Annotated in this window: 16 protein-coding genes; 10 read left to right on the top strand and 6 right to left on the bottom strand. The window is 62.0% G+C overall.

Annotation, left to right across the window (positions count from 1 at the left end; genetic code table 11):
- Positions 1–6 precede the first annotated feature (6 nt).
- A complete protein-coding gene (locus ACFR99_RS03760) occupies positions 7–402 on the bottom strand; it encodes a RidA family protein (protein WP_390284518.1) in 396 nt (131 codons plus the stop codon).
- 107 nt (positions 403–509) lie between these two features.
- Between ACFR99_RS03760 and ACFR99_RS03755 the strand changes: the two genes are divergently transcribed.
- Complete coding sequence (locus tag ACFR99_RS03755; protein ID WP_390284516.1) at positions 510–1,472, top strand: NAD-dependent epimerase/dehydratase family protein; 963 nt, start codon at positions 510–512, stop codon at positions 1,470–1,472.
- Positions 1,473–1,487: 15 nt separating this feature from the next.
- Here ACFR99_RS03755 and ACFR99_RS03750 read toward each other — a convergent pair whose 3' ends face one another.
- On the bottom strand, positions 1,488–1,961 hold the full coding sequence (locus ACFR99_RS03750; RefSeq protein WP_390284514.1) for a VOC family protein: 474 nt from the start codon (positions 1,959–1,961) through the stop codon (positions 1,488–1,490).
- 138 nt (positions 1,962–2,099) lie between these two features.
- Between ACFR99_RS03750 and ACFR99_RS03745 the strand changes: the two genes are divergently transcribed.
- Positions 2,100–3,368: a M24 family metallopeptidase gene (locus tag ACFR99_RS03745; protein ID WP_390284512.1), complete on the top strand. Its 1,269-nt coding sequence runs from the start codon at positions 2,100–2,102 to the stop codon at positions 3,366–3,368.
- Positions 3,369–3,409: 41 nt separating this feature from the next.
- Here the strand turns inward: ACFR99_RS03745 and ACFR99_RS03740 are convergent, their stop codons facing one another.
- Positions 3,410–5,401 (bottom strand): oxidoreductase, encoded by a 1,992-nt coding sequence (locus ACFR99_RS03740; protein WP_390284510.1) that lies wholly within the window; start codon positions 5,399–5,401, stop codon positions 3,410–3,412.
- A gap of 273 nt (positions 5,402–5,674) precedes the next feature.
- On the opposite strand from ACFR99_RS03740, the gene ACFR99_RS03735 reads away from it, so the two are divergent.
- Positions 5,675–5,842, top strand: a complete 168-nt coding sequence (locus ACFR99_RS03735) for a hypothetical protein (protein WP_390284508.1) — start codon at positions 5,675–5,677, stop codon at positions 5,840–5,842.
- On the top strand, positions 5,842–7,467 hold the full coding sequence (locus tag ACFR99_RS03730; RefSeq protein WP_390284506.1) for a sodium:solute symporter family transporter: 1,626 nt from the start codon (positions 5,842–5,844) through the stop codon (positions 7,465–7,467). Before ACFR99_RS03735 ends, ACFR99_RS03730 begins: the two co-directional genes overlap by 1 nt.
- A 26-nt stretch (positions 7,468–7,493) precedes the next feature.
- On the opposite strand, the gene ACFR99_RS03725 is transcribed toward ACFR99_RS03730, so the two are convergent.
- On the bottom strand, positions 7,494–7,901 hold the full coding sequence (locus tag ACFR99_RS03725; protein WP_390284504.1) for an acyl-CoA thioesterase: 408 nt from the start codon (positions 7,899–7,901) through the stop codon (positions 7,494–7,496).
- A gap of 112 nt (positions 7,902–8,013) precedes the next feature.
- On the opposite strand from ACFR99_RS03725, the gene ACFR99_RS03720 reads away from it, so the two are divergent.
- From ACFR99_RS03720 to ACFR99_RS03700, 5 genes are all read left to right on the top strand, one after another.
- A complete protein-coding gene (locus ACFR99_RS03720) occupies positions 8,014–9,018 on the top strand; it encodes an LLM class flavin-dependent oxidoreductase (RefSeq protein WP_390284502.1) in 1,005 nt (334 codons plus the stop codon).
- Between the two features lie 130 nt (positions 9,019–9,148).
- Positions 9,149–10,435, top strand: coding sequence for a phenylacetate--CoA ligase PaaK (paaK, locus tag ACFR99_RS03715; protein WP_390284500.1), 1,287 nt, complete (start codon positions 9,149–9,151; stop codon positions 10,433–10,435).
- Between the two features lie 84 nt (positions 10,436–10,519).
- Positions 10,520–12,520 (top strand): AMP-binding protein, encoded by a 2,001-nt coding sequence (locus tag ACFR99_RS03710; protein WP_390284498.1) that lies wholly within the window; start codon positions 10,520–10,522, stop codon positions 12,518–12,520.
- A 108-nt stretch (positions 12,521–12,628) separates the two neighbouring features.
- A complete protein-coding gene (locus tag ACFR99_RS03705) occupies positions 12,629–13,012 on the top strand; it encodes a PaaI family thioesterase (protein WP_390284496.1) in 384 nt (127 codons plus the stop codon).
- 421 nt (positions 13,013–13,433) lie between these two features.
- Positions 13,434–16,097 (top strand): penicillin acylase family protein, encoded by a 2,664-nt coding sequence (locus ACFR99_RS03700; protein WP_390284494.1) that lies wholly within the window; start codon positions 13,434–13,436, stop codon positions 16,095–16,097.
- Positions 16,098–16,474: 377 nt separating this feature from the next.
- On the opposite strand, the gene ACFR99_RS03695 is transcribed toward ACFR99_RS03700, so the two are convergent.
- Together ACFR99_RS03695 and ACFR99_RS03690 are read right to left on the bottom strand one after the other, a co-directional pair.
- Entirely contained in the window at positions 16,475–17,065 is a 591-nt protein-coding gene (locus ACFR99_RS03695; protein WP_390284492.1) for an HD domain-containing protein, read from the bottom strand.
- Positions 17,066–17,068: 3 nt separating this feature from the next.
- Positions 17,069–17,785 carry an EthD domain-containing protein gene (locus tag ACFR99_RS03690; protein ID WP_390284490.1) on the bottom strand — a complete coding sequence of 239 codons (717 nt, stop codon included), beginning with the start codon at positions 17,783–17,785 and terminating at the stop codon, positions 17,069–17,071.
- Positions 17,786–17,887: 102 nt separating this feature from the next.
- On the opposite strand from ACFR99_RS03690, the gene ACFR99_RS03685 reads away from it, so the two are divergent.
- A complete protein-coding gene (locus ACFR99_RS03685) occupies positions 17,888–19,249 on the top strand; it encodes an NAD-dependent succinate-semialdehyde dehydrogenase (protein WP_390284488.1) in 1,362 nt (453 codons plus the stop codon).
- Positions 19,250–19,530 lie beyond the last annotated feature (281 nt).

The following is a 19,530-nucleotide window of genomic DNA, read 5'->3' as shown; positions in this document are numbered from 1 at the left end:
CCGGGGCTACTCGTCGATCGGGACCTCGACCTCGAGTTCGACGAGTAAACCGTCCTGTGCGAGTTGCTGTGGACCGAGCAGCGTGAGACACGGGAACGGCGGCTCGCTGAACACGTCGTTCCACACCTCGAAGAACGCGTCCCGGTTCGCGTGGAGGTCGACGACGTGGGCAGTCACTTTCGTCACGTCGGCCAGCGATCGATCGACGTCCTCGAGGAGTGTCTCGACGTTCTCGAACGCCTGGCGTGTCTGTGCTGTGACGTCTTCGCCGGCGAGTTCGAACGATTCGTCCCAGCCGACTTGCCCGGACATGTAGAGTGTGCCGTCCGCGACGATGCCGTGACTGTAGCCGATGCTCGAGGCGTCGATGAGCCCGTCTGGATCTAACTGTCGCCGTGCCATGAAGTAACAGACGCCGTGGGTCTCAAAATACCTGGCGGTAGACGTGTCGGCGGGACGGTGATAATAACAAACTTTTTTGTGTTGCTCCGTCACGTCGTTGGTATACGATGACAGAGTCAACTGTACTCGTCACTGGTGGTACTGGCTTCCTCGGTTCGTACGTCGTCGAGGACTTGGTCGATGCGGGACACGACGTCGTCGCCTACGACCTGTCGACGGACGACCGCATTCTGGACAAACTCGGCGTCGCCGACGAGGTGACCATTCGGCGGGGCGACGTCTCGGAGGCGACCGACGTCATCCGCGCGGTCAAAGAGACCGGGACGACACACATCATTCACCTGGCAGCGCTGCTGACCAACACTGCCCGCGACAACCCGCGTGCGGCCCTCGACGTGAACGTCACAGGCACGAACAACGTCCTGGAAGCCGCCCGTACGCTCGACGATCAGGTCGAACGCGTTGCCTGGGCGTCCAGTGCGGCCGTGTACGCGCCGCCGCACAACTACGAGGGCGAGTACGTCGACGAGGACGAACTCGTCTACCCCGACACGCTCTACGGGGCGACCAAGGAGTACAACGAACACCAAGCCCGGGTCTACTACGAGGACTACGACGTCTCTCACGTCGGTCTGCGTCCGACCGTCGCTTACGGCCCCTACCGGGAGACCGGCGGCTCGGCGTTCCTCGCGAACATCGTCGAGAAACCGGCCCTCGAGGAGTCGTTCAGCGTCGAATACGGCGATCAGGTCATCGACTGGCAACACGCCCGCGACATCGCCCAGGCGTTTCGGAAAGCGGCCTTTACCCCCGACGAGGACCTCAGCCAGCGGGTCTACAACGTCCGCGGGGAACTCGCTACCATCCGCGAGGCCGCCGACACCGTCCGCGAGATTATCCCGGACGCTGACCTCGACGTCTCCGACGACGGTGAACTCCCGTGGACCCAGAACCTCGACATGACCGCCGCACAGGATGACCTCGGCTACGAGGTCGAATACGACCTCGAGACCGGATTCCGCGAGTACATCAACACGCTCCGCGAGGAGAACGGGCTCGAGCCGGTCTGATCGGTTTCTCTACGCTTACGATTCGTCTAACCGCTGGCCGTCGACGTAGAGCGCATCGGCCGGCGGGCGGTCCTCGCCGTACCCTTCGTGGTACTCGAACAGCTGGAACAGCGCCCCCGTCGGGTTCGACGGAGGAACGAACGCCTCCGTCCAGTCGTCGTATTCTTCGTACTCGACGACCCGGTAGCCGGCGTCCTCGAGCGCCGCGGCGACGGTCGCGATGTCCGCGACTTCGAAGGTGATGTGGTGGAGTCCGGGGCCATGGTCGTCGAGATACTCGGTCAGGAAGGTGTCGTCGGCCTCGGGTTCGATGAGTTCCAATCGCGAGGCGTCCATCCCGAAGTCGTACTGGGCCCAGCGGAAGCGGCCTTCGACGGACTCCTCGATGAGCTTCCGACAGCCGAGCGCGAACAGGATCGGTTCGGCGTCGGCGATCGATTCGACGGCGATGCCGGTGTGGTCGACGCGAATCGGCGTCTGGTGGGACATAGCCACCAGTGGTCGCGGCAGCCAGTTATAGGCTCGGGTGGTCGCACGCTGACAGCACAGCGAACTGACCGGTGGGGTGTGTCAGCTGTCACCATCAAATCCGGAGTTTGATTAGCCCCCTCTGTGTACGTTGGTGTGATGTACGAGCGCGACTTCATGGAAGGAACGCGTGGAACCATGGCTGTCGACTGGGAAGAGCGCATCAACGTCCAGCGCATGCGCCGCGAGCGCAAAGAGCGAGCGCTCGAGCGACTCCAGGACTCGGAGTTGGGATCGATGCTGCTCATCAACGACCCGAACGTCCGCTACGTGACCGGGCTCGCGATGACCGGCGGCAGCGGTGCGGACCACTACACGCTGCTCACGGAAGACGGCGATATTATCCACTGGGACACGGCCGATCACGCCTCGAACCAGCGGTTCAACTGCCCCTGGCTCGACGACATCCGGTACGCCTGTCCCGGCCTCGGGAACGTCCCCCGGGCCTCGGGGAGCGCCTCGGCGCGACGCTGGCTCAAGGACAGGATGGCCGAGACGGTCTACGAGGCCATGGAGGAGTACGGCGTCGCCAAGGAGACGATGGGCATCGACGTGGCTAACGGCGCACTCGTCGAGCGCTTCGAGGACCGCGGCGTCGACGTCGACACGGACGCAGCTACGGACATCATGCTCGACGCGCGCAAGGTGAAGACGCGCGACGAGATCGAGTGTCTCCGACAGGTCGCAGCCATCTGTGAAGCGGGCTTCCAGGCTATCACTGAGAGCGCGAAACCCGGTAAACGCGAGTCCGAGGTCTGGGGCGACGCGGTCAACGAACTCTGGCGTCACGGCGCGATGGCCCAGGGCGGCTACGTCACCTCCGGCCCGAACACGTGGCCGAAACACCAGGCCAACACGACCGACCGCATGATCCGGCCCGGCGACCTCGTCTACGCCGACTTCTACAACATCGGCTACCTGGGCTATCGCTCCTGTTACTACCGCACGTTCTCCATGGGCGAGCCCACACAGGCCCAACAGGCCGCCTACGAAAAGGCCCGCGACGACCTCTACGACGTGTTAGAGCGCATCGAGCCCGGGGCGACGACTGACGAGATCTGCAAGGGCTTCCCCGACGAGGAAGGCGAGCACATGGACTGGTACGACGCCGACGAGTTCTGGCAGATGACGACCAACCACTGGGCCCACGGCCTGGGGCTCCAGCTCTACGAGGAGCCGCTCATCTGGCGCGGCCTCTCGCCCGACCACCCCATCGAGATCGAGGAGGGAATGACGATGGCCGTCGAGACGATGCAGCCGGCCGACCGCCAGGGCGTCCGTGTCGAGGAGATGGTTGTCGTCCGCGAGAACGGTGTCGAAATCCTCAGTCAATGGCCGGTCGAAGAGATCACCCAGATCGACTGCTGAACGGCGGCGACTCACGAATACCGCCCTCTGCGGGCGATCGTCTATACCTGCCGACCGAGATCGTGACCGGAATAGACGGCGTCGGCGATCCGCCGCGGCGAGACGCAGTCGCCGATTGCATGGACTTCCTCGATTTCGGTCGACTGCCGGAGCGAGTCGAGGTTCGTCGTAAGATCGCGGTAGAGGTCGTCGTTCGACTTTCGCATCGTCGTGAAGACGACGTAGTCCGCCTCGAGCGTGGTCTGCTCTCCCGAGTGGACGTTGGCGGCGACGACGTCGTCGTCGCGGATTTCTTCGAGTGCGTGGTGAGATATGAACTCGACGCCGCTCTCGAAGAGGGCCGTGAAGATCGTTCCCCGTTCGAACGTGTGCACCGCCTGATCGAACGCGCTCGCACTCGGCGTCACGAACGTCACGTCGTTGTCGGCGGCGAGCGACTGGGCGACGCCGGCGCTCACGTTGTACCCCTCCTCGTCGAAGATCACGACATCCCGTCCTGAGGGATCGACCTCGAGCGCATCTTCGGGAGTCAGCACGTGGTCACGGTCCCAGCCCGGAACGGGACGGTGCGTTCCCGACGTCTCACCTTTCTCTGACCAGCTCGCGCCAGTCGCGACGACGACGACCTCCGCACCGTAGCTCTCGACGTCGTCGTAGCTCATCTCTGCTTTGCTTCCCGTGTGGACGGCGACGTCGTCGAGCCGCTCGAGTTCGGTTGCCCGCCAGTCGCGAACCCGATTCCATTCACCGAGATCAGGCAACGTCCCTTCGAAGTTGACCCGGCCGCCGAGTGTCTCCGCTTTCTCGTTGAGGTGAACGAGATGTCCTCGCTCGCCGGCGACCCTCGCGAACTCCATGCCAGCCGGCCCGCCGCCGACCACGAGGATGCCTTTCGGTTCGTCGACTGTTTCGTACTCCTCGGGCGGCCAAATCGCTTCCCTCCCGACCGTCGGGTTCTGCGTGCAGGTGAGTGGGATTCCCTGTCTCGATTGTGAGACGCAGACGTTACAGCCGATACACTCCCGGATCTCGTCGACGCGCTCCTCTCTCACCTTTCGCGGCCAGTGGGGGTCCGAGATCGACTGGCGTGCCATGCCGACCATGTCCACGTACCCCTCCTCGAGGAGCGCGACCGCGTCGTCCGGGTCGGTGATTCGTCCGGTGCCGCCGACGGGAACGTCGAGTTCGTCGGTGGCAGCCTTCATGAAATCTATCTGGTAGTTCTTCGAATGGCGACGACTCGGCGCGATCATGTCGTCGATCGACTGTTTGACGCCGATGTCGATATCCCAGAAGTCGAGATCGTCGCCAATTCGCCGAACGATCTCGAGCCCGTCACCGTCCGCAGTCAGCCCGCCTTCGACGCGTTCGTCGATCGTGTACCGGGCACCGACGGCCATGTCGTCGCTTACGTTCTCGCGAACGCTCTTGATGATCTCCCGGAAGAATCGCATTCGGTTCTCGAGCGACCCGCCGTACTCGTCGTCGCGGTCGTTGTAGAACGGTGATAGGAACTGTGAGATGAGGTAGCCGTGTGCTGCGTGGAGTTCGATGCCGTCGTAGTCTGCTCGCCGCGCCCGGTCTGCTCCGTTACCGAACGCCTCGACGATTTTCTGGATATCGTCGTGTTCCATCTCCTTGGGCGTATAGTAGTTGCCGGTTGGAAGTTGCGACGCCGAAAGCGGCGGGCGGCGACTTCCGTAGTTCCCGGCCGTCGCACCGCCGTGCCACAACTCGACGAACAGCTTTCCGCCGTGGTCGTGAACCGCGTCGACCATCTCTCGCTGTGGCGGGATCGTCTCGTCGTCGTGGATGTATCCCGAGTCGACGGGCGTAACATCGGTCGATTCGTGAATCTGACTGTACTCCTGGACGATCAGACCGAATCCGCCCCGTGCCTTCTCCGCACGGAAGGCCGTCTGTTGGTCACCGAGCCCGTACGCGTTCCCGTGTGGCGGCTGAAAAACCCTGTTCGGCACCGTGACGGGGCCGAGATCGATCGACTCGAAGAGTGCGTTATGCTGGTCAGACATGTATTTCGTGTACATATAGCATGCGACAAAACTGTTTCTCCCACGGTCGTCGGCGACGGTTCGTCATCGAAGCTCGAACCGTCTCGAGAGTCGGTGACCAGCCGTCGCGACGGAAGGCGGCGTAACGCTTATAAATCACAAATCTGATTGTTTGATTTGTATGTGGGACGATACTACACATCATGGGGATTCGAACCACGAACTACACTCGAGCAGCCGAGCGGTGATCGGTGCGAGAGACCAACACCAACGCGACCGAGAGGTGATCGTCCGATGAGTTACCTGCTCGGGTTCCCGACGCCGGTCGTCGAGGTGTTCCTCTCGCTCGTCGTCCTCTTTCTCGTCGTCTCGGCGTACCTCGGGACGCAGTTGGAGGGGACAGAGACGGTTCGAGAACGGGACTCTCTCGGTGAAATTGACCCCAGTGAGGTGAACGATTGATGAGCGTCAGTGCCGGCGTGTTGATCCCGCTGCAGACGTGGGGTGATGACCTCGGTGTCGACTATTACTCGGAGACCGCAGTGATATTCTTCGCCGTGTTCGCCGTCCTGATGGTCGGGATCGGGATACTGGCGAGTCGATACCAGACCAACCAGGAGGAGTACTTCGTGGCGGGACGACGGTCGGGCGTCCTCGTCGTCGCGCTGGCGGTGTTCGCCTCGATCCAGAGTGGGTGGGGAATGATCGGTGTCACCGGAACGGGCTACCTCGTCGGCTTCGAGTACTTCATTTTGGTCGGAGGGTTGATCATCTTTGGGTTCACCGCGTCGTACTGGTTGCTCGGACGGAAGATGCGCGTACTCGGCGACGTGCGCAACGCGATTACCGCGCCAGACGCGATGTACTACCGTTTTCAGGACGAACGCGTCCGGTTGCTCGGTGCGGCGTCGGTCCTGCTCGGCAGTATGGGGTACCTCGCCGCCCAGTACGCTGCACTCGGGATCGTCGGATCACTCATCCTGCCGATCAGTTTCTTCGAGGCACTGCTGATCGGGTTGGTGGTCGTCGGCTTCTACACCGTCATCGGGGGGATGCTCGCGGCCATCTGGTCCGACGCGATTCAGGGTGCGATCATGGTAATTGGCGGCGTACTGACCGCTTACTACGTCGTGACGAACTCCGGGGTCGGCTGGAACGGGATGATCGAGACGATTCAAGCGGAAAATCCCGCGTACTTCGAGTTCACGCTGCTCGGCGGCGACGGACTCATGGCTATCGGTCTGGTCATCTCGGTGATCATCATCCAGGCGACCGTCGCCGGCCAGCCCCACGCGATCACGAAGTTCTACATGGTACGTGACGTCTCGGTGCTGAAGTGGGGTGCACTCATCACGGGGTCGGCGTACCTCGCGACGGCGATGTACTGGCTCGCCGCACCGTTTCTGCGGGCTGCCATCATCGATGGGACCGTCGCCGATCCGGGCAATCCGGATGCGACCCTCCCGCTCGCGCTCATCCAGTGGGCTCCGGACGTCGTCGTCGCGTTCGTGCTCACTGCGGTCATGGCCGCGATCATGTCGACGAGCAACGCATTTCTCAACATGGGCGCGTCCGCGGTCGTCCACGATTACTTCATTGAACACCGGGACGTCGACCTCACCCAAGAGCAGGAAGTCCGCTGGGGGCGTCTGACCACGGCTGTACTCCTTATCGCGGCGGGCGTCATCGCAGCCACTTTCCCCGGCCTCATCTTCGTTCTCGGTGCCGCGGGCTGGGCGATCTTCGCGGCCGTCATCTTCCCCTGTATCGCTATCGCGTACAACTGGCGGGGAGCGACCGCCGAAGGAGCACTCGCGGGTGGCGGCGCCGGACTGGTGCTTACGATCCTCCTCGCCTATGGTGGCGAGTACGCCGGTATCGAACTTCCCCTGGGATTCCTCGGTGGCCAACTCGCCACGATCGTCGCCGTCGTTGTCTTCGTCGCCGTTTCGCTCGTTACGAGCACGAGCGACTATCACGACTTGGACGAGGACATCAAGGCGGTGATGGATCTCGGCTGTCTCAAGGGCAGTCCGGAGGAATCTACCGGCATGGTCACAGGTGATGGAACCGGAACCGACGACTGACCCCGCCGATACGCAAATCTCGCGCGCTACTCCACTGACTCGTCTTCGAACGCCGTAATGTTCTCGCGCCACGTGTCGGGCACCGATCGAGTCTCTCCCACTTCGTCGAGCACCACGTGAACGACCTCGCCGTCCGCCGCGATACCGTCGTCCGTCCGTACCTCGAAGACCGTGGTGAGGCTGGACGCGCCGATTTTCGAGACGCGGTAGCGAACCGTCACCGCGTCCTCGAGTTCGATCGGGGCGGTGTAGTCGATCTCCTGGTGGACCAGGGCACCGTCAGTCTCCTCGAGTCGTTCGCCGACGACCTCCTGGAAATACCGGGCGCGCGCTTCCTCGACGTACATCAGGATGACGGCGTTGTGGACTCGTCCCATCGGATCGAGGTCGCGAAAGCGAACTGGAACCTCCGTCTCATATGTGAACGTTGCCATGGAACGACTGTTCGACTCGACGGACTTCGGTGTGGCGGTCTGGTCGTCGCCCCCGGGCGGAACCTCGCCCCTTCGCCAAGGATTAAGGCGGCTCACCCGAATTGAGTAGTGTATGCAACTCGGTACTGGCCTGTTTACCTGTCAGCAGCGACCGGACGACGACCGTTCGATGAGCGAGATTTACGACGAGATGCTCGAGCTCGGCCGCGTCATCGACGACGCCGGCCTCGACAGCGCGTGGGTATCCGAACATCACTTCCTCGACGACGGGTACATGTCGGGGATCTCGCCCGCGCTGGGTGCGCTGGCGGCGGTCACGGACGACATCGAACTCGGGCCGTGTATTGCGCTAGCCCCACTGTACGATTCGGTCCGCTTCGCGGAGGACGTCGCGACGATCGACCAGATCGCGGATGGACGGACGACGCTCGGCCTCTCGATCGGCTCGAACGTCGATGAGTTCGACGCGTTCGGCATCTCCAAGGACGAGCGAGTCGACCGGCTGACCGATACCGTCAACGTGCTCCGCGGTGCGTGGTCGGAGGGGCCACTCGACTACGAGCCCGACTTCCACGAGATCCCGGCCGACGTCGACGTGACGCCGAAACCAGCCCACGACGTCCCGATCATGCTCGGCGGCGCTGCCAAGCCCGCCGTGCGGCGGGCCGCTCGCATCGGCGACGCCTGGTGTGCGCCCTCGGCCATCTCGCTCGAGGGCGTCCGCAAGCGCAAGGAAGACATCGAGAACGTTCGCGAACACGAGGACATCGACGGCGACTTTCAGGTGTACGTCCTCCAACACGGGTTCGTCGGTGACTCCCGCGAGGAGGCCTGGGAGGCGATGCGCGACGGCTACTTCTACATCCAGCGCCGGTACGAGGAGATCTTCTCCGGCGAGTCCGTCGACGAACTGTCCGACGAACGCAAACAGGAACTGAAAGAGCAGGCGATCTTTGGCACGCCCGAACAGGTCGTCGACGAACTCGAGACCTATCGCGAGGCGCTTGGCGACGATATTCACTTCATTTTCCGGACGTACCACCCAGGTGCCGGCACCGAGGAGATGGCCGAGTGTATCCGGCGACTCGGCGACGAGGTCCGCCCCGAACTGGTCTGAGATAGGCTGCTGTCACTGGGCCCGGCGCACCCGCATGATGTGTCACGGGTGCATCGGCACTGGCTGACAGCAGTCCGTATGCGCATCGATATCACGAATCTTTTTGAGGAGGACCGTTCATCGTTTTGGTATGCGAAGTAGTAACGAGTCACTCGATCCGGCAGCGCTCCGTGAACTACAGGCAGATCGGCTCACGAAGACGGTCGAACGTGCGTACGAAAACGTCCCGTTCTACCGCGAGCGACTCGAGGAAGCCGGCGTCGAACCGAGCGACATCGAGAGCCTCGACGACATCACGAAGCTCCCGATGACGACCAAAGAGGACTTCCGCGACGAGTATCCCGATGGCCTGTTCGCCGTCGACGACGAAGAGATCGCGCGAATCCACGCGTCGTCCGGGACGACCGGCAAGCCAAAGATCGTCTCCTACACCGACGACGATCTCGATATCTGGGGCAAAGCCATGGCGCGATCACTGGCCGCGGCCGGCGTCGAACCCGGCGACACCGTCCAGAACGCCTACGGTTACGGCCTGTTCACAGGCGGGCTGGGATTCCATCAGGGCGCCGAGGAACTCGGCACAACGGTCGTGCCGACGAGCAGTGGCGGTACGCAACGGCAGATCGAACTCGCACAGGACTTGGAGAGCGACGTCCTCGCGTGTACGCCCTCCTACGCGCTGTATTTCGCCGAGACGGCCGAAGAGATGGACCTGGATCCATGCGACCTCCCGATTTCCGTGATTGCCTACGGTGCGGAGACCTGCACCGAACCGATGCGCGAGGAGATCGAAGAGCGACTCGACGCGACCGGTATCAACAACTACGGGCTGTCGGAGATCATCGGCCCGGGTGTCGCCGCGGAGTGTCACGAAGCCCAGGACGGCCTGCACATCTGGGAAGACCACTTCTATCCGGAAGTCGTCGATCCGCGCACGGGCGAACCCGTCGCGGAAGGTGAAGAGGGCGAACTCGTGTTGACCACGCTTACGAAAGAGGCGCTGCCAGTGCTGCGCTACCGGACCGGCGACCTCACGACGCTGAACTACGACGAGTGTGAGTGTGGCCGCACGATGGTCCGCATGGACAACGTCACCGGCCGTGCGGACGACCTCCTCATCGTTCGCGGTGTCAACCTCTACCCGAGCGAGATCGAACACGTTATTCTCGACGTCGACGGCGTCGCCCCCCACTACCGCATCGATCTCCACAAGGAGGGGAGCCTCGACGTCATGAAACTCACCATCGAAAAAGCCGAGGAGAGCGACCGCAGCGAGAACGAACTGCGAGACGTGATCCTCTCCCGGTTGCAGAACGTCCTCTCGTTTACGCCGGACGACCTCGAGCTCGTCGACCCAGGCGGGATCGCCCGCACCGAGGTCGGCAAAGTCCAGCGCGTCTACGACCATCGCAGGTGACCGCGACCGGACGCATCACGCATCGTCGAACTGGCACGCACAAATTTTTAAGAGGATACTGTCACCAGTTGTGCATGGGTTACAATGGCAGGATCACTCGACGGACTCGAGGAGATACGCTACGAACCGGACGAGCAATTCGTTCAGGACAGCAACGTCTACGCGTTCATGCAGGAACACGGCATCGATGACTTCGAAGAACTCCACGAACGGACCGTCAGCGAGGTCGACGGGGTAGCGGCCTCCGGCCTCGACTGGTTCTGGGACGAGGTCGTCGACCACCTCGGTCTGGAGTTCTACGAGGACTACGATCGGGTCCGCGATGCGAGCGACGGACCACAGTTTACGGACTGGTACCCCGGTGGCGAACTCAACATCGCCCACAACGTCGTCGACCGTCACGCCCAGCCGGACGCCGAAGCCCGGAACAGAGTCGCGACCATCTGGGAAGGCGAAGACGGGGAGGTCCGCGAGATCACCTACCACGAACTGCACCGGCAGGCGAATCAGGTCGCCAACGCCCTCGAGGAGCGCGGCATCGACACCGGCGACACCGTCGGCCTCTACATGCCGATGGTTCCCGAGATCGTCCCGCTTCTCTATGGGTGTTTCAAGGTGGGCGCGATCGCGGTCCCGATCTTTTCCGGCTTCGGCGTCGATGCCACCGCGACGCGCATCGCGGACGCCGAGTGTTCGGTACTGTTCACCGGCGACGGTTTCTACCGGCGCGGCAGCGAAGTCGCACTCAAAGCACAGGCCGACGACGCCATCGACGAAGCCGGCTACGTCGAACACACGATCGTCTACGACCGGCTGGGAACCGACGAGACGTCGATCCCGTGGGACGACGACCGCGACGAGTGGTGGGCCGACGCCGTCGGGACACAGTCCAACGAGTACGAGACGAAGTCGCTCCCCGCGGATCAGGAGTCAATGCTCCTATACTCGTCGGGAACGACGGGACAGCCAAAGGGGATCGTCCACACCCACGCGGGTGGACTGGTCCAACCGGCGAAGGAGATCTACTTCTCGTTCGACCACAAGCCGTCGGATCGGTTCTTCTGGGTGTCCGATATCGGCTGGATGATGGGGCCGTGGACACTCATCGGCAACCACGCACACGGCGGCACGATTTTCCTCTACGAGGGCGCACCGGACTACCCCGAGCCGGATCGGTTCTGGCAGCTGATCGACGAGCACGGCCTGACGGTTTTCGGGATTTCACCGACTGCCATTCGCGCACTCCAGAAACAGGGAGAGGAATGGCTGGACGGCCACGACCTCTCCTCGCTGCGGCTGCTGGGATCGACCGGCGAGCCGTGGGATCCCGATTCCTGGCAGTGGTTCTTAGAGAACGTCGGCCGCGGTGAAGCCCCCATCATGAACATCTCCGGCGGCACCGAAATCTTCGGCTGTTTCCTCCAGCCGACGCCACTGCACTCGCTGAAACCCGGCACCCTCGGCGGGCCGGCGCTCGGCATGGACGTCGACATCGTCGACGCCAGCGGCGAGTCCGTCGCCGACGACCACGAGGAAGGCTATCTCGTCTGCAAGTCCTCCGCACCGTCGATGACAAAGTCGCTGTGGAGCGGTGACGAGCGCTATCTAGAGGAGTACTGGTCGCGGTTCGACGACATGTGGGACCACGGCGACTGGGCACAGCAGGACGCGGACGGCTTCTGGTTCCTCCACGGCCGCTCTGACGACGTGCTCAATGTCGCCGGCCGCAAGGTCGGCCCGGCCGAAGTCGAAGGCGCGCTCATCGAACACGAGGCCGTCAACGCCGCTGTCGCTATCGGTGCTCCCGACGACACCAAAGGGACCGCCGTCGTCACGTACGTCGTCGTCACCGACGGCTACGAGGAAACCGACGACCTCCGCGAGGAGTTGCGTACACAGGTCGGTGCGGAACTGGGCAAGCCGTTCCGCCCGCGCGAGGTGCTGTTCGTCGACGACTTCCCCAAGACCCAGAGCGGCAAGATCGTCCGCCGCATCATCCAGTCGGTCTACACGGGCGAGGAACTGGGCGACCGCTCGAGCATCGAGAACCCCGACGCCATCGACGAGATCGCAGACGCCCGATAGCGCCGCACCGTCCCTCGTTCGATTCGGCCACGAATCGAGCATCGGCCCACGTTACCATGCCGAAAACCAGAACGGTTAATTAGCCGGAAAGAAAAAATCTCGACCGTCATGGACATCGAAGCGTTCTTCGAGAACATGCCGTTCGCCGACCTGCTCGGTGTCGAGGTCACCGAGGCGGCGGACGGACACGCCGAAGGAACCGTCGAGATGCGAGAGGAACTCTCCTGGAACGAAGACCGGATAATGGCGCACGGAGGTGTGACGTTCACCCTGGCGGACACCGTCGGCGGTGCCGCACTCGTCTCACTGGTCGACCAGCCCGTTCCGACCATCGACATGCGCATCGACTATCTGGAAGCTGGAACCGGCGATCTGCACGCGGAAGCCGACGTCGTTCGGCTCGGGAGTGACGTCGGCGTCGTTGACGTCGCGGTGTACGCTGCTGACGACACCCAGGTCGCAGACGCTCGCGGCGTCTACAAGACAGGATAGCCCGTTTCAGTGACGGCCCCCGACTCGAGACATCCCAATGCTGGCCGTCTCGAGATGAGCCAGCAGTTTTTGTTGCGGGACGATCGCTTCCGTTCTCCGTTCGCTGAGCGGACGAGCCCGTGCCCGATATCAGGTGATTAGAGTGACTACAAACGGGCGAAGCAGTTTGATTATACAGAATCGCTATGATACATTCTGCTGATTAGCTCGATTTTATGACTGTTTTTATGACCTATAATACATAAACTGGTTTCATTATTGTATAAATATCACCTCATGAAACTGTTCCCTATTGTTATATGATGTGTTACCCTCATATGAGGGTGTGTCAGATAATAGCCAGCACCGTTGGCACGATGTATCGAGACGAAGTCTCCTCAAAGCGGGTTCGGCGGTCGCCGGAGCGGCGGGAATCAATGCCGTGGCGCAGACGGAACTCGCCTATGCAGGGTCAGACGATCAACCGACCACAGTCACGATAAAACGCGACGAGTACGGCGTTCCCCATATTTACGCACGGGATGCAGACAGCCGTGCGCCCGTTTTCTACGGGTTCGGATACGCGACAGCGAAAGATCGACTTTATCAACTCGAGTTGTACAAACGATACTATCGAGGGACGGTCGCCGAGGTCATCGGCAGCGGCGATGGTGACGACGACTGGGTACAGTTCGACAAGGAAGCGCGCCGAAATACCGCCGGGGAACCGTCCCTCGACGAACAGGCCGAAAAACAGATGACGGCGGACCAGCGGCGGATACTGCAGGCATTTACCGACGGCATCAACCGTTACGTCCGGGAGGTGCGCAACAGCGACGATCGCGACTTCCACAAGGGCTTCCACGAGAACGACTTCGAACCGGAGGAGTTCTCGTTTTCCGATGCCGCTGGCATGTTCGTTGCGACCATGTCGTACTTCAGCGGAACACAACTCGAAACGCTCGGTGCAGCACTCGTCGATGCGCTCGAGGAAGAAACGGGAAGCCGAGAACGCGCGATGGAACTGTTCCGAGACTGCAACTGGGGTGACGATCCAGGGGCACCGACCTCGACCGTGCAACCTGAGGTCGGATATCAGCCGCCGTACGTCGAGGCCAATTCGGTGAGTGAATCTGCACCGACTTACGAGAGTCGAGGGAAGACCGGGAAACTCAACGATTCGACGAACAAGGTGACTGGTGGTCTCACGACGACGCCGGCGAACGCACAGAATGTCCACGAAATTGAGATGGGTCGGATTCAGACACTGGCGTCGGGTCTCGACAGTCTCGGACTTGCCATGAAGTACGGCAGTAACGCACTCGTTGTACAGGGTGATATCACCGAATCCGGCGATGCCCTCTTGTTCGGTGGGCCACAGATGGGATTCAATACCCCATCCGTCATGTACGAGGCGGGACTGCACGGTCCGGACTTCGACGTGACGGGCTCGACGGTCGCCGGCTATCCGTTCATTATGTTCGGGCATAACCAGAACGGGGCGTTTACGTCGACCGCAGGCCTGGACAATAGCATCCAGACGTTTGTCGAATCGATTACGACCACCGAGGACGGACCGGATACGTACACGTTCCAGGGCGAAGAGTACGAGATCGAAACCGAAGAGCAAACGATCGCCGTAAAGAACGGCGACGACGTCACCTACACCGAACGGTTCACCCGTCACGGCGTTATTACGACGTGGGACCCGGAGAACAACCAGGCCATCGCACAGACGCGTGCGTACGCAGGGAAGCACATGCGGTGTCTGCGGGCGTATCTCGAGTCGCAATTCGCCGGCGACGTCGAGGAGTTCAAGGAAGCGGCCCAACAGTGTGATTACTCACTGAACTTCTTCTGGGCCGGCAAGAGTGGTGATATCGGGTACTTCCATCTGGGACGATATCCCGATGCCGAATCCGTCGACTGGGATACCCGACTGCCCGCCGACGGGACGGAGTACGAACTCACGGACGACGATTATCTCCGTGCTGCCGACGGGGACGTCCCGTACGCCATCAATCCGGAACCAGGATACACCGCGAACTGGAACAACAAGCCCGCACCGGACTGGAACAGCGGTGATCTCAGCTACTTTTGGTCGACGCACCACCGCGTCCAGCGAATCATCAATCTCGTCGAGCACAGCCTGGAAGAAACCGGCACGGTCGATTACGAGCGACTGAAGGAGATTATCTACGATATTTCCTTCGCCGACCGCAGAGCACTCCGGTACAAACCGCACCTCCTCTCCGCGCTGGACGATGCGGACTTAGACGAAACGGAACAGCAGGCGAAAGCAGCGCTCGAGTCGTGGGAGAACTATCGACAAGGCGACGGGGAAGATTTCACTGGGAAGTACACCGCCGGGTTCACGATCTGGGACGCGACGTTCCCGAAACTAATCGACGAAGTGTTTCGCGATGAGTTCGGTGACGCGTACGACTTAGCGAAGAACTTCCTCAACTACAGATACGGTCAGGGAACGCTCATGCGCGTCCTCCACCGGGATGAGGCAGCACTCAAGCCGAACGCTGAGTACGTAGACGGTGATCCGAACGACGAACTGGTCGCTGCCTTCCGCAGCGCCGTCTCGGAACTCTCGGAGACGTACGACGGCGCCCCTTCTTCCTGGCGAAAGGACGCGCGTATCGCTGACCTCAACAACATGGCACTGTTCGGGATGCCGATCGGAGTCAGCGACGCCGGCGATATGCCCTGGGTAGACCGTGGAACGGAAAACCACATCGTCCGGCTGAGTGACGAGCCGAAAGCCGAGAACGTCCTTCCCCCGGGTAACGACGGCTACGTCGCTCCCGATGGGACGACCGGCGAACACTACGACGATCAACTCCAGCTGTTCATCGACTTCGAGTACAAGCAACTGCTGTTTGCCGACGAAGACGTCGACGCTGCCACGGAATCGACACAGGAACTGACGCGACAGCCCGGTGGTACACCCGCGGACGCTCCCGATAACCGATCGGGCGATGGCACACCCGACGACACGACTGACAGCACGCCCGGGTTCACGGCACTCACCGGTGCCGGCGCCGTGCTCGGTTCGGCACTCGTCTGGCTGCGCCGCCAAACCGACGAGGACTGATATTGTCGGACAGAACTATTTGAAGATCGCTCGCTCAGACTCGGCCGTCACTGCCGGAGACGGCCGGTTTTCGCGAGCGACTTCTCACTGACTTCTGTCTGGCAGTACGACACCGGATTCATCGTTCCGATTTTCGTCGCGTCCCTGACCATTTCAAGGTGTTCGGCGACGTGTGGGTTCCTGTCTCGAGCGGGCTTCGCCGTGGCCCCATCTCGATGACTATGGATCCATCTGGCTGACGTATTGCATCGCTCAGCTGGAAGGGGCGGATCACTCGAGACAGAGACTGTTTGCGGGCTTCTATCGAGCCGTACTATCAAAGTAGACGACTGATCGGTTCGAACTGAGAGACTCGCTTCGGGGAGAAGCGGGCAGTGTCAGTCCTGTGTTTGCGAGTACTCGTCGACCCACTCTTGGAGCGTGATGCCCATCGCCGACTGGGTGATCGCGTTCGAGGACGCCGAGTTCGCGCTCTTTACGAGCTCTGCCTCCAGCGTTCGGGTGGGAATCTCGCCGATGAAGTGAGGAATCGCCCGCTGGACCGCGAGCGGACAGCCGACCTCGTGGGCGAGCGCATATCCCGACAGCGAATGTGGGACTTCTTCGGTCGCGTACCGTCGGTCGGGCTCGAGCAACTGTTCGTCGTCGACGAAGTCGACGTACTCGTAGCACTTACCGACATCGTGGAGGAGACACGCGGCTACGACGACGTCGATGTCGGGGTCCGCGCCGTGGAAGTCGCGTTGCTCCTGGGCCGATTGGCGGGCGATGCGCGTGACGCCGCGAACGTGCTCGACGTTGCTTACCTCGTGAATGTTCCAGGCGTAGGGGATATCCTCGATGTGTCGCCACCCGCCTCGATCGAGACCGAGCGTCCACGCGTCGACGACCTTCTCGCGGAGCTCCGGGCTGTCGATCGAGTCGAGTTCGGGAAACGCCTCGCGGACCTGGCTCTCGTAGTCGGGCATGAGTTAGCGCTCGTCTTTGACGAGTCGTTCTTGCCCGATGAACCGCGGGCGCTCCTCGAGGGCAAGGAAGTTGTCGACGTCCTCGCGGGCCTCCTTGGCTTTCCCTTTGTTGGGGTCGTAGTCACGGGAGCCCTCGCTACCCAACGCGGCATAGAGCTTCGAGAGGTCCTCGAAGTACAGTTCGGCGACGCCGTCGAACTCCGCGTTCTCGGGATCGGTCGGCAGGACGGTGTTGTACTTGACGACGCCATCGATCTCGCGAGCGATGGGTGTGTGGTTGGTCTGCCAGTAGTCGACGAACTCCTCGTGAGTCATGCCCTCCTGGCGGACCAGAAACGCCGAGTGTTTGTAGAGGCGGTCGGTGTCACTCTCGACGTCGTCTTTCTGGACGATCTCCTCGCCGATGAATCGCGGGCGCTCCTCGACGGCCAGGAAGTTGTCGACGTCGTCACGGGCTTTCGCCGCGATCTCTTTGGTGGGGTCGTAGTCACGGGAGCCGGGACTGCCGAGCGCCTCGTGGAGATCCTCGAGCGTCTCGAAGTACAGTTCCGCCAGCCCATCGAATTCGGCGTGTTCGGGTTCGGTCGGCAGTACCTGCTGATACCGCACGACGCCCTCGATATCCTTCGCGATGGGCGTGTGGTTGTTCTGCCAGTGGTCGACGAACTCCGCATGTGACATACCCTCTTGTCGAACGAGCAGGGCTATGTGCTTGTACATCACTGGTCACTATCACACCCCTTCAAAATAAATCCTCAGGTTGACCGGGGACTGTTCGTGGAATGAAAATACCTAAGGATAGTGCTAGCGACACTCACTGTCATGGACGCGGTCAATCCAGCCACTGGCGAACAGCTCGCCGAATACACCGAGGACGACGACGCGGACGTCGAGGCCACGCTCGAGACCGCGGTGGACGCCTTCGAGACGTGGCGCGACCGCCCGCTGCGCGAGCGTGAGGACCTCTTGGCGTCCGCTGGCGACGTGCTTCGAGAGAACAAGCGGCGGTACGCGGAGTTGATGACCGAGGAGATGGGCAAACCCATCTCCCAGGCCGTCGCCGAAGTCGAGAAGTGCGTGTGGGCCTGCGATCACTACGCGGAGCACGCGAGCGCCTATCTCGAGGCCGACCACCACCCGAGCCCACCGGGAACGTCGGTCAAGACCGTCCACGATCCGCTTGGCCCGGTGCTCGCGGTGATGCCCTGGAACTTCCCGTTCTGGCAGGTCATCCGCTTTGCGGCACCGTATCTCACCGCCGGCAACGTCGGCCTGCTCAAACACGCCTCGAACGTTCCCGGGTGTGCCATGGCGCTCGAGGAGGTCTTCCGCGAGGCCGGCTACCCCGAGGGCGTCTTCCAGACGCTCCTCGTCGGTTCGAGCAAGGTCGAGGACGTCCTGACCGACGATCGGGTACGCGCTGCGACGCTCACCGGCAGCGGGCCGGCCGGCCGGGCCGTCGCCGAGACCGCCGGCAAACACCTCAAGAAGACCGTCCTCGAACTGGGTGGGAGCGATCCGTTCGTCGTGCTGGACGACGCGGACCTCGATCGCGCCGTCGAGACGGGCGTGCAGGCGCGCACGCAGAACGGTGGCCAGTCCTGTATCGCGGCCAAGCGGTTCATCGTTCACGAGGCCGTCTACGACGAATTCGTCGACCGGTTCGTCGACGAATTCGAGAGCCTCACGGTCGGCGACCCGATGGACGAGGCGACCGACGTCGGGCCGCAAGTGGACCCCGACCTGATGGCGCAACTCCACGACCAGGTCGAAGCCAGCGTCGAGGCCGGGGCGACGGTTCTAACGGGCGGCGACCCCCTCGACAGGGAGGGGGCCTTCTATCCGCCGACCGTGCTGACCGACGTTCCCGAGGGCTGCCCCGCGGACGCAGAGGAGACCTTCGGCCCCGTGGCGGCCGTCTACGAGGTGGCCGACGAAACCGAAGCCATCGAACTCGCAAACGAGACGCGGTTCGGGCTGGGCGCGAGCCTCTGGACCGATGACCGCGAGCGCGGACAACGACTCGCGCGCGAGATCGATGCCGGCTGCGTCTACATCAACGAGATGACGAAGTCGGACCCGCGCGTGCCGTTCGGCGGGATCAAAGACTCCGGCTACGGCCGAGAACTCTCGGAAGCTGGCATCAAAGAGTTCGTGAACCGGAAAACGGTGTGGGTTCAGTGAGACGGACTCGGTTCCGGCGCGCACTCGAGCATCGCTCGACTCGAGGTCGCGATAGCTGGGCTGGCAATCACGGGCAGCGACGGTCGCGATATAACCGGTAACGCGGAAACTCGCGCGGGAACGTTCCTGTGACTCGAGTTTCTTGATATTTCTGTCGACGATAGAACGCCGGTAAGTAGCGACGATAATCCTTCCAGCTGCGACAGTTCGTCCATTGTTAAACATAAAACCCTTGTTGATCAACCCCCACTATATATGAAGGGAACATAATGATTTATTAG

Origin of the sequence: Haloarchaeobius amylolyticus, from assembly GCF_042678045.1 — an archaeon.
In the GTDB taxonomy this organism is placed as follows: Archaea; Halobacteriota; Halobacteria; order Halobacteriales; family Natrialbaceae; genus Natrinema; species Natrinema amylolyticus_A.
Note: the sequence above shows the minus strand (reverse complement) of the source record. Positions and strands in the feature narration are given on the sequence as shown.

What these genes read in the sequence shown, in the direction of transcription:
- ACFR99_RS03760 (WP_390284518.1), bottom strand. Translation starts at nt 402, where the DNA reads ATGGCACGGCGACAGTTAGATCCAGACGGGCTCATCGACGCCTCGAGC.
- ACFR99_RS03755 (WP_390284516.1), top strand. Translation starts at nt 510, where the DNA reads ATGACAGAGTCAACTGTACTCGTCACTGGTGGTACTGGCTTCCTCGGT.
- ACFR99_RS03750 (WP_390284514.1), bottom strand. Translation starts at nt 1,961, where the DNA reads ATGTCCCACCAGACGCCGATTCGCGTCGACCACACCGGCATCGCCGTC.
- ACFR99_RS03745 (WP_390284512.1), top strand. Translation starts at nt 2,100, where the DNA reads ATGTACGAGCGCGACTTCATGGAAGGAACGCGTGGAACCATGGCTGTC.
- ACFR99_RS03740 (WP_390284510.1), bottom strand. Translation starts at nt 5,401, where the DNA reads ATGTCTGACCAGCATAACGCACTCTTCGAGTCGATCGATCTCGGCCCC.
- ACFR99_RS03735 (WP_390284508.1), top strand. Translation starts at nt 5,675, where the DNA reads ATGAGTTACCTGCTCGGGTTCCCGACGCCGGTCGTCGAGGTGTTCCTC.
- ACFR99_RS03730 (WP_390284506.1), top strand. Translation starts at nt 5,842, where the DNA reads ATGAGCGTCAGTGCCGGCGTGTTGATCCCGCTGCAGACGTGGGGTGAT.
- ACFR99_RS03725 (WP_390284504.1), bottom strand. Translation starts at nt 7,901, where the DNA reads ATGGCAACGTTCACATATGAGACGGAGGTTCCAGTTCGCTTTCGCGAC.
- ACFR99_RS03720 (WP_390284502.1), top strand. Translation starts at nt 8,014, where the DNA reads ATGCAACTCGGTACTGGCCTGTTTACCTGTCAGCAGCGACCGGACGAC.
- paaK (WP_390284500.1), top strand. Translation starts at nt 9,149, where the DNA reads ATGCGAAGTAGTAACGAGTCACTCGATCCGGCAGCGCTCCGTGAACTA.
- ACFR99_RS03710 (WP_390284498.1), top strand. Translation starts at nt 10,520, where the DNA reads ATGGCAGGATCACTCGACGGACTCGAGGAGATACGCTACGAACCGGAC.
- ACFR99_RS03705 (WP_390284496.1), top strand. Translation starts at nt 12,629, where the DNA reads ATGGACATCGAAGCGTTCTTCGAGAACATGCCGTTCGCCGACCTGCTC.
- ACFR99_RS03695 (WP_390284492.1), bottom strand. Translation starts at nt 17,065, where the DNA reads ATGCCCGACTACGAGAGCCAGGTCCGCGAGGCGTTTCCCGAACTCGAC.
- ACFR99_RS03690 (WP_390284490.1), bottom strand. Translation starts at nt 17,785, where the DNA reads ATGTACAAGCACATAGCCCTGCTCGTTCGACAAGAGGGTATGTCACAT.
- ACFR99_RS03685 (WP_390284488.1), top strand. Translation starts at nt 17,888, where the DNA reads ATGGACGCGGTCAATCCAGCCACTGGCGAACAGCTCGCCGAATACACC.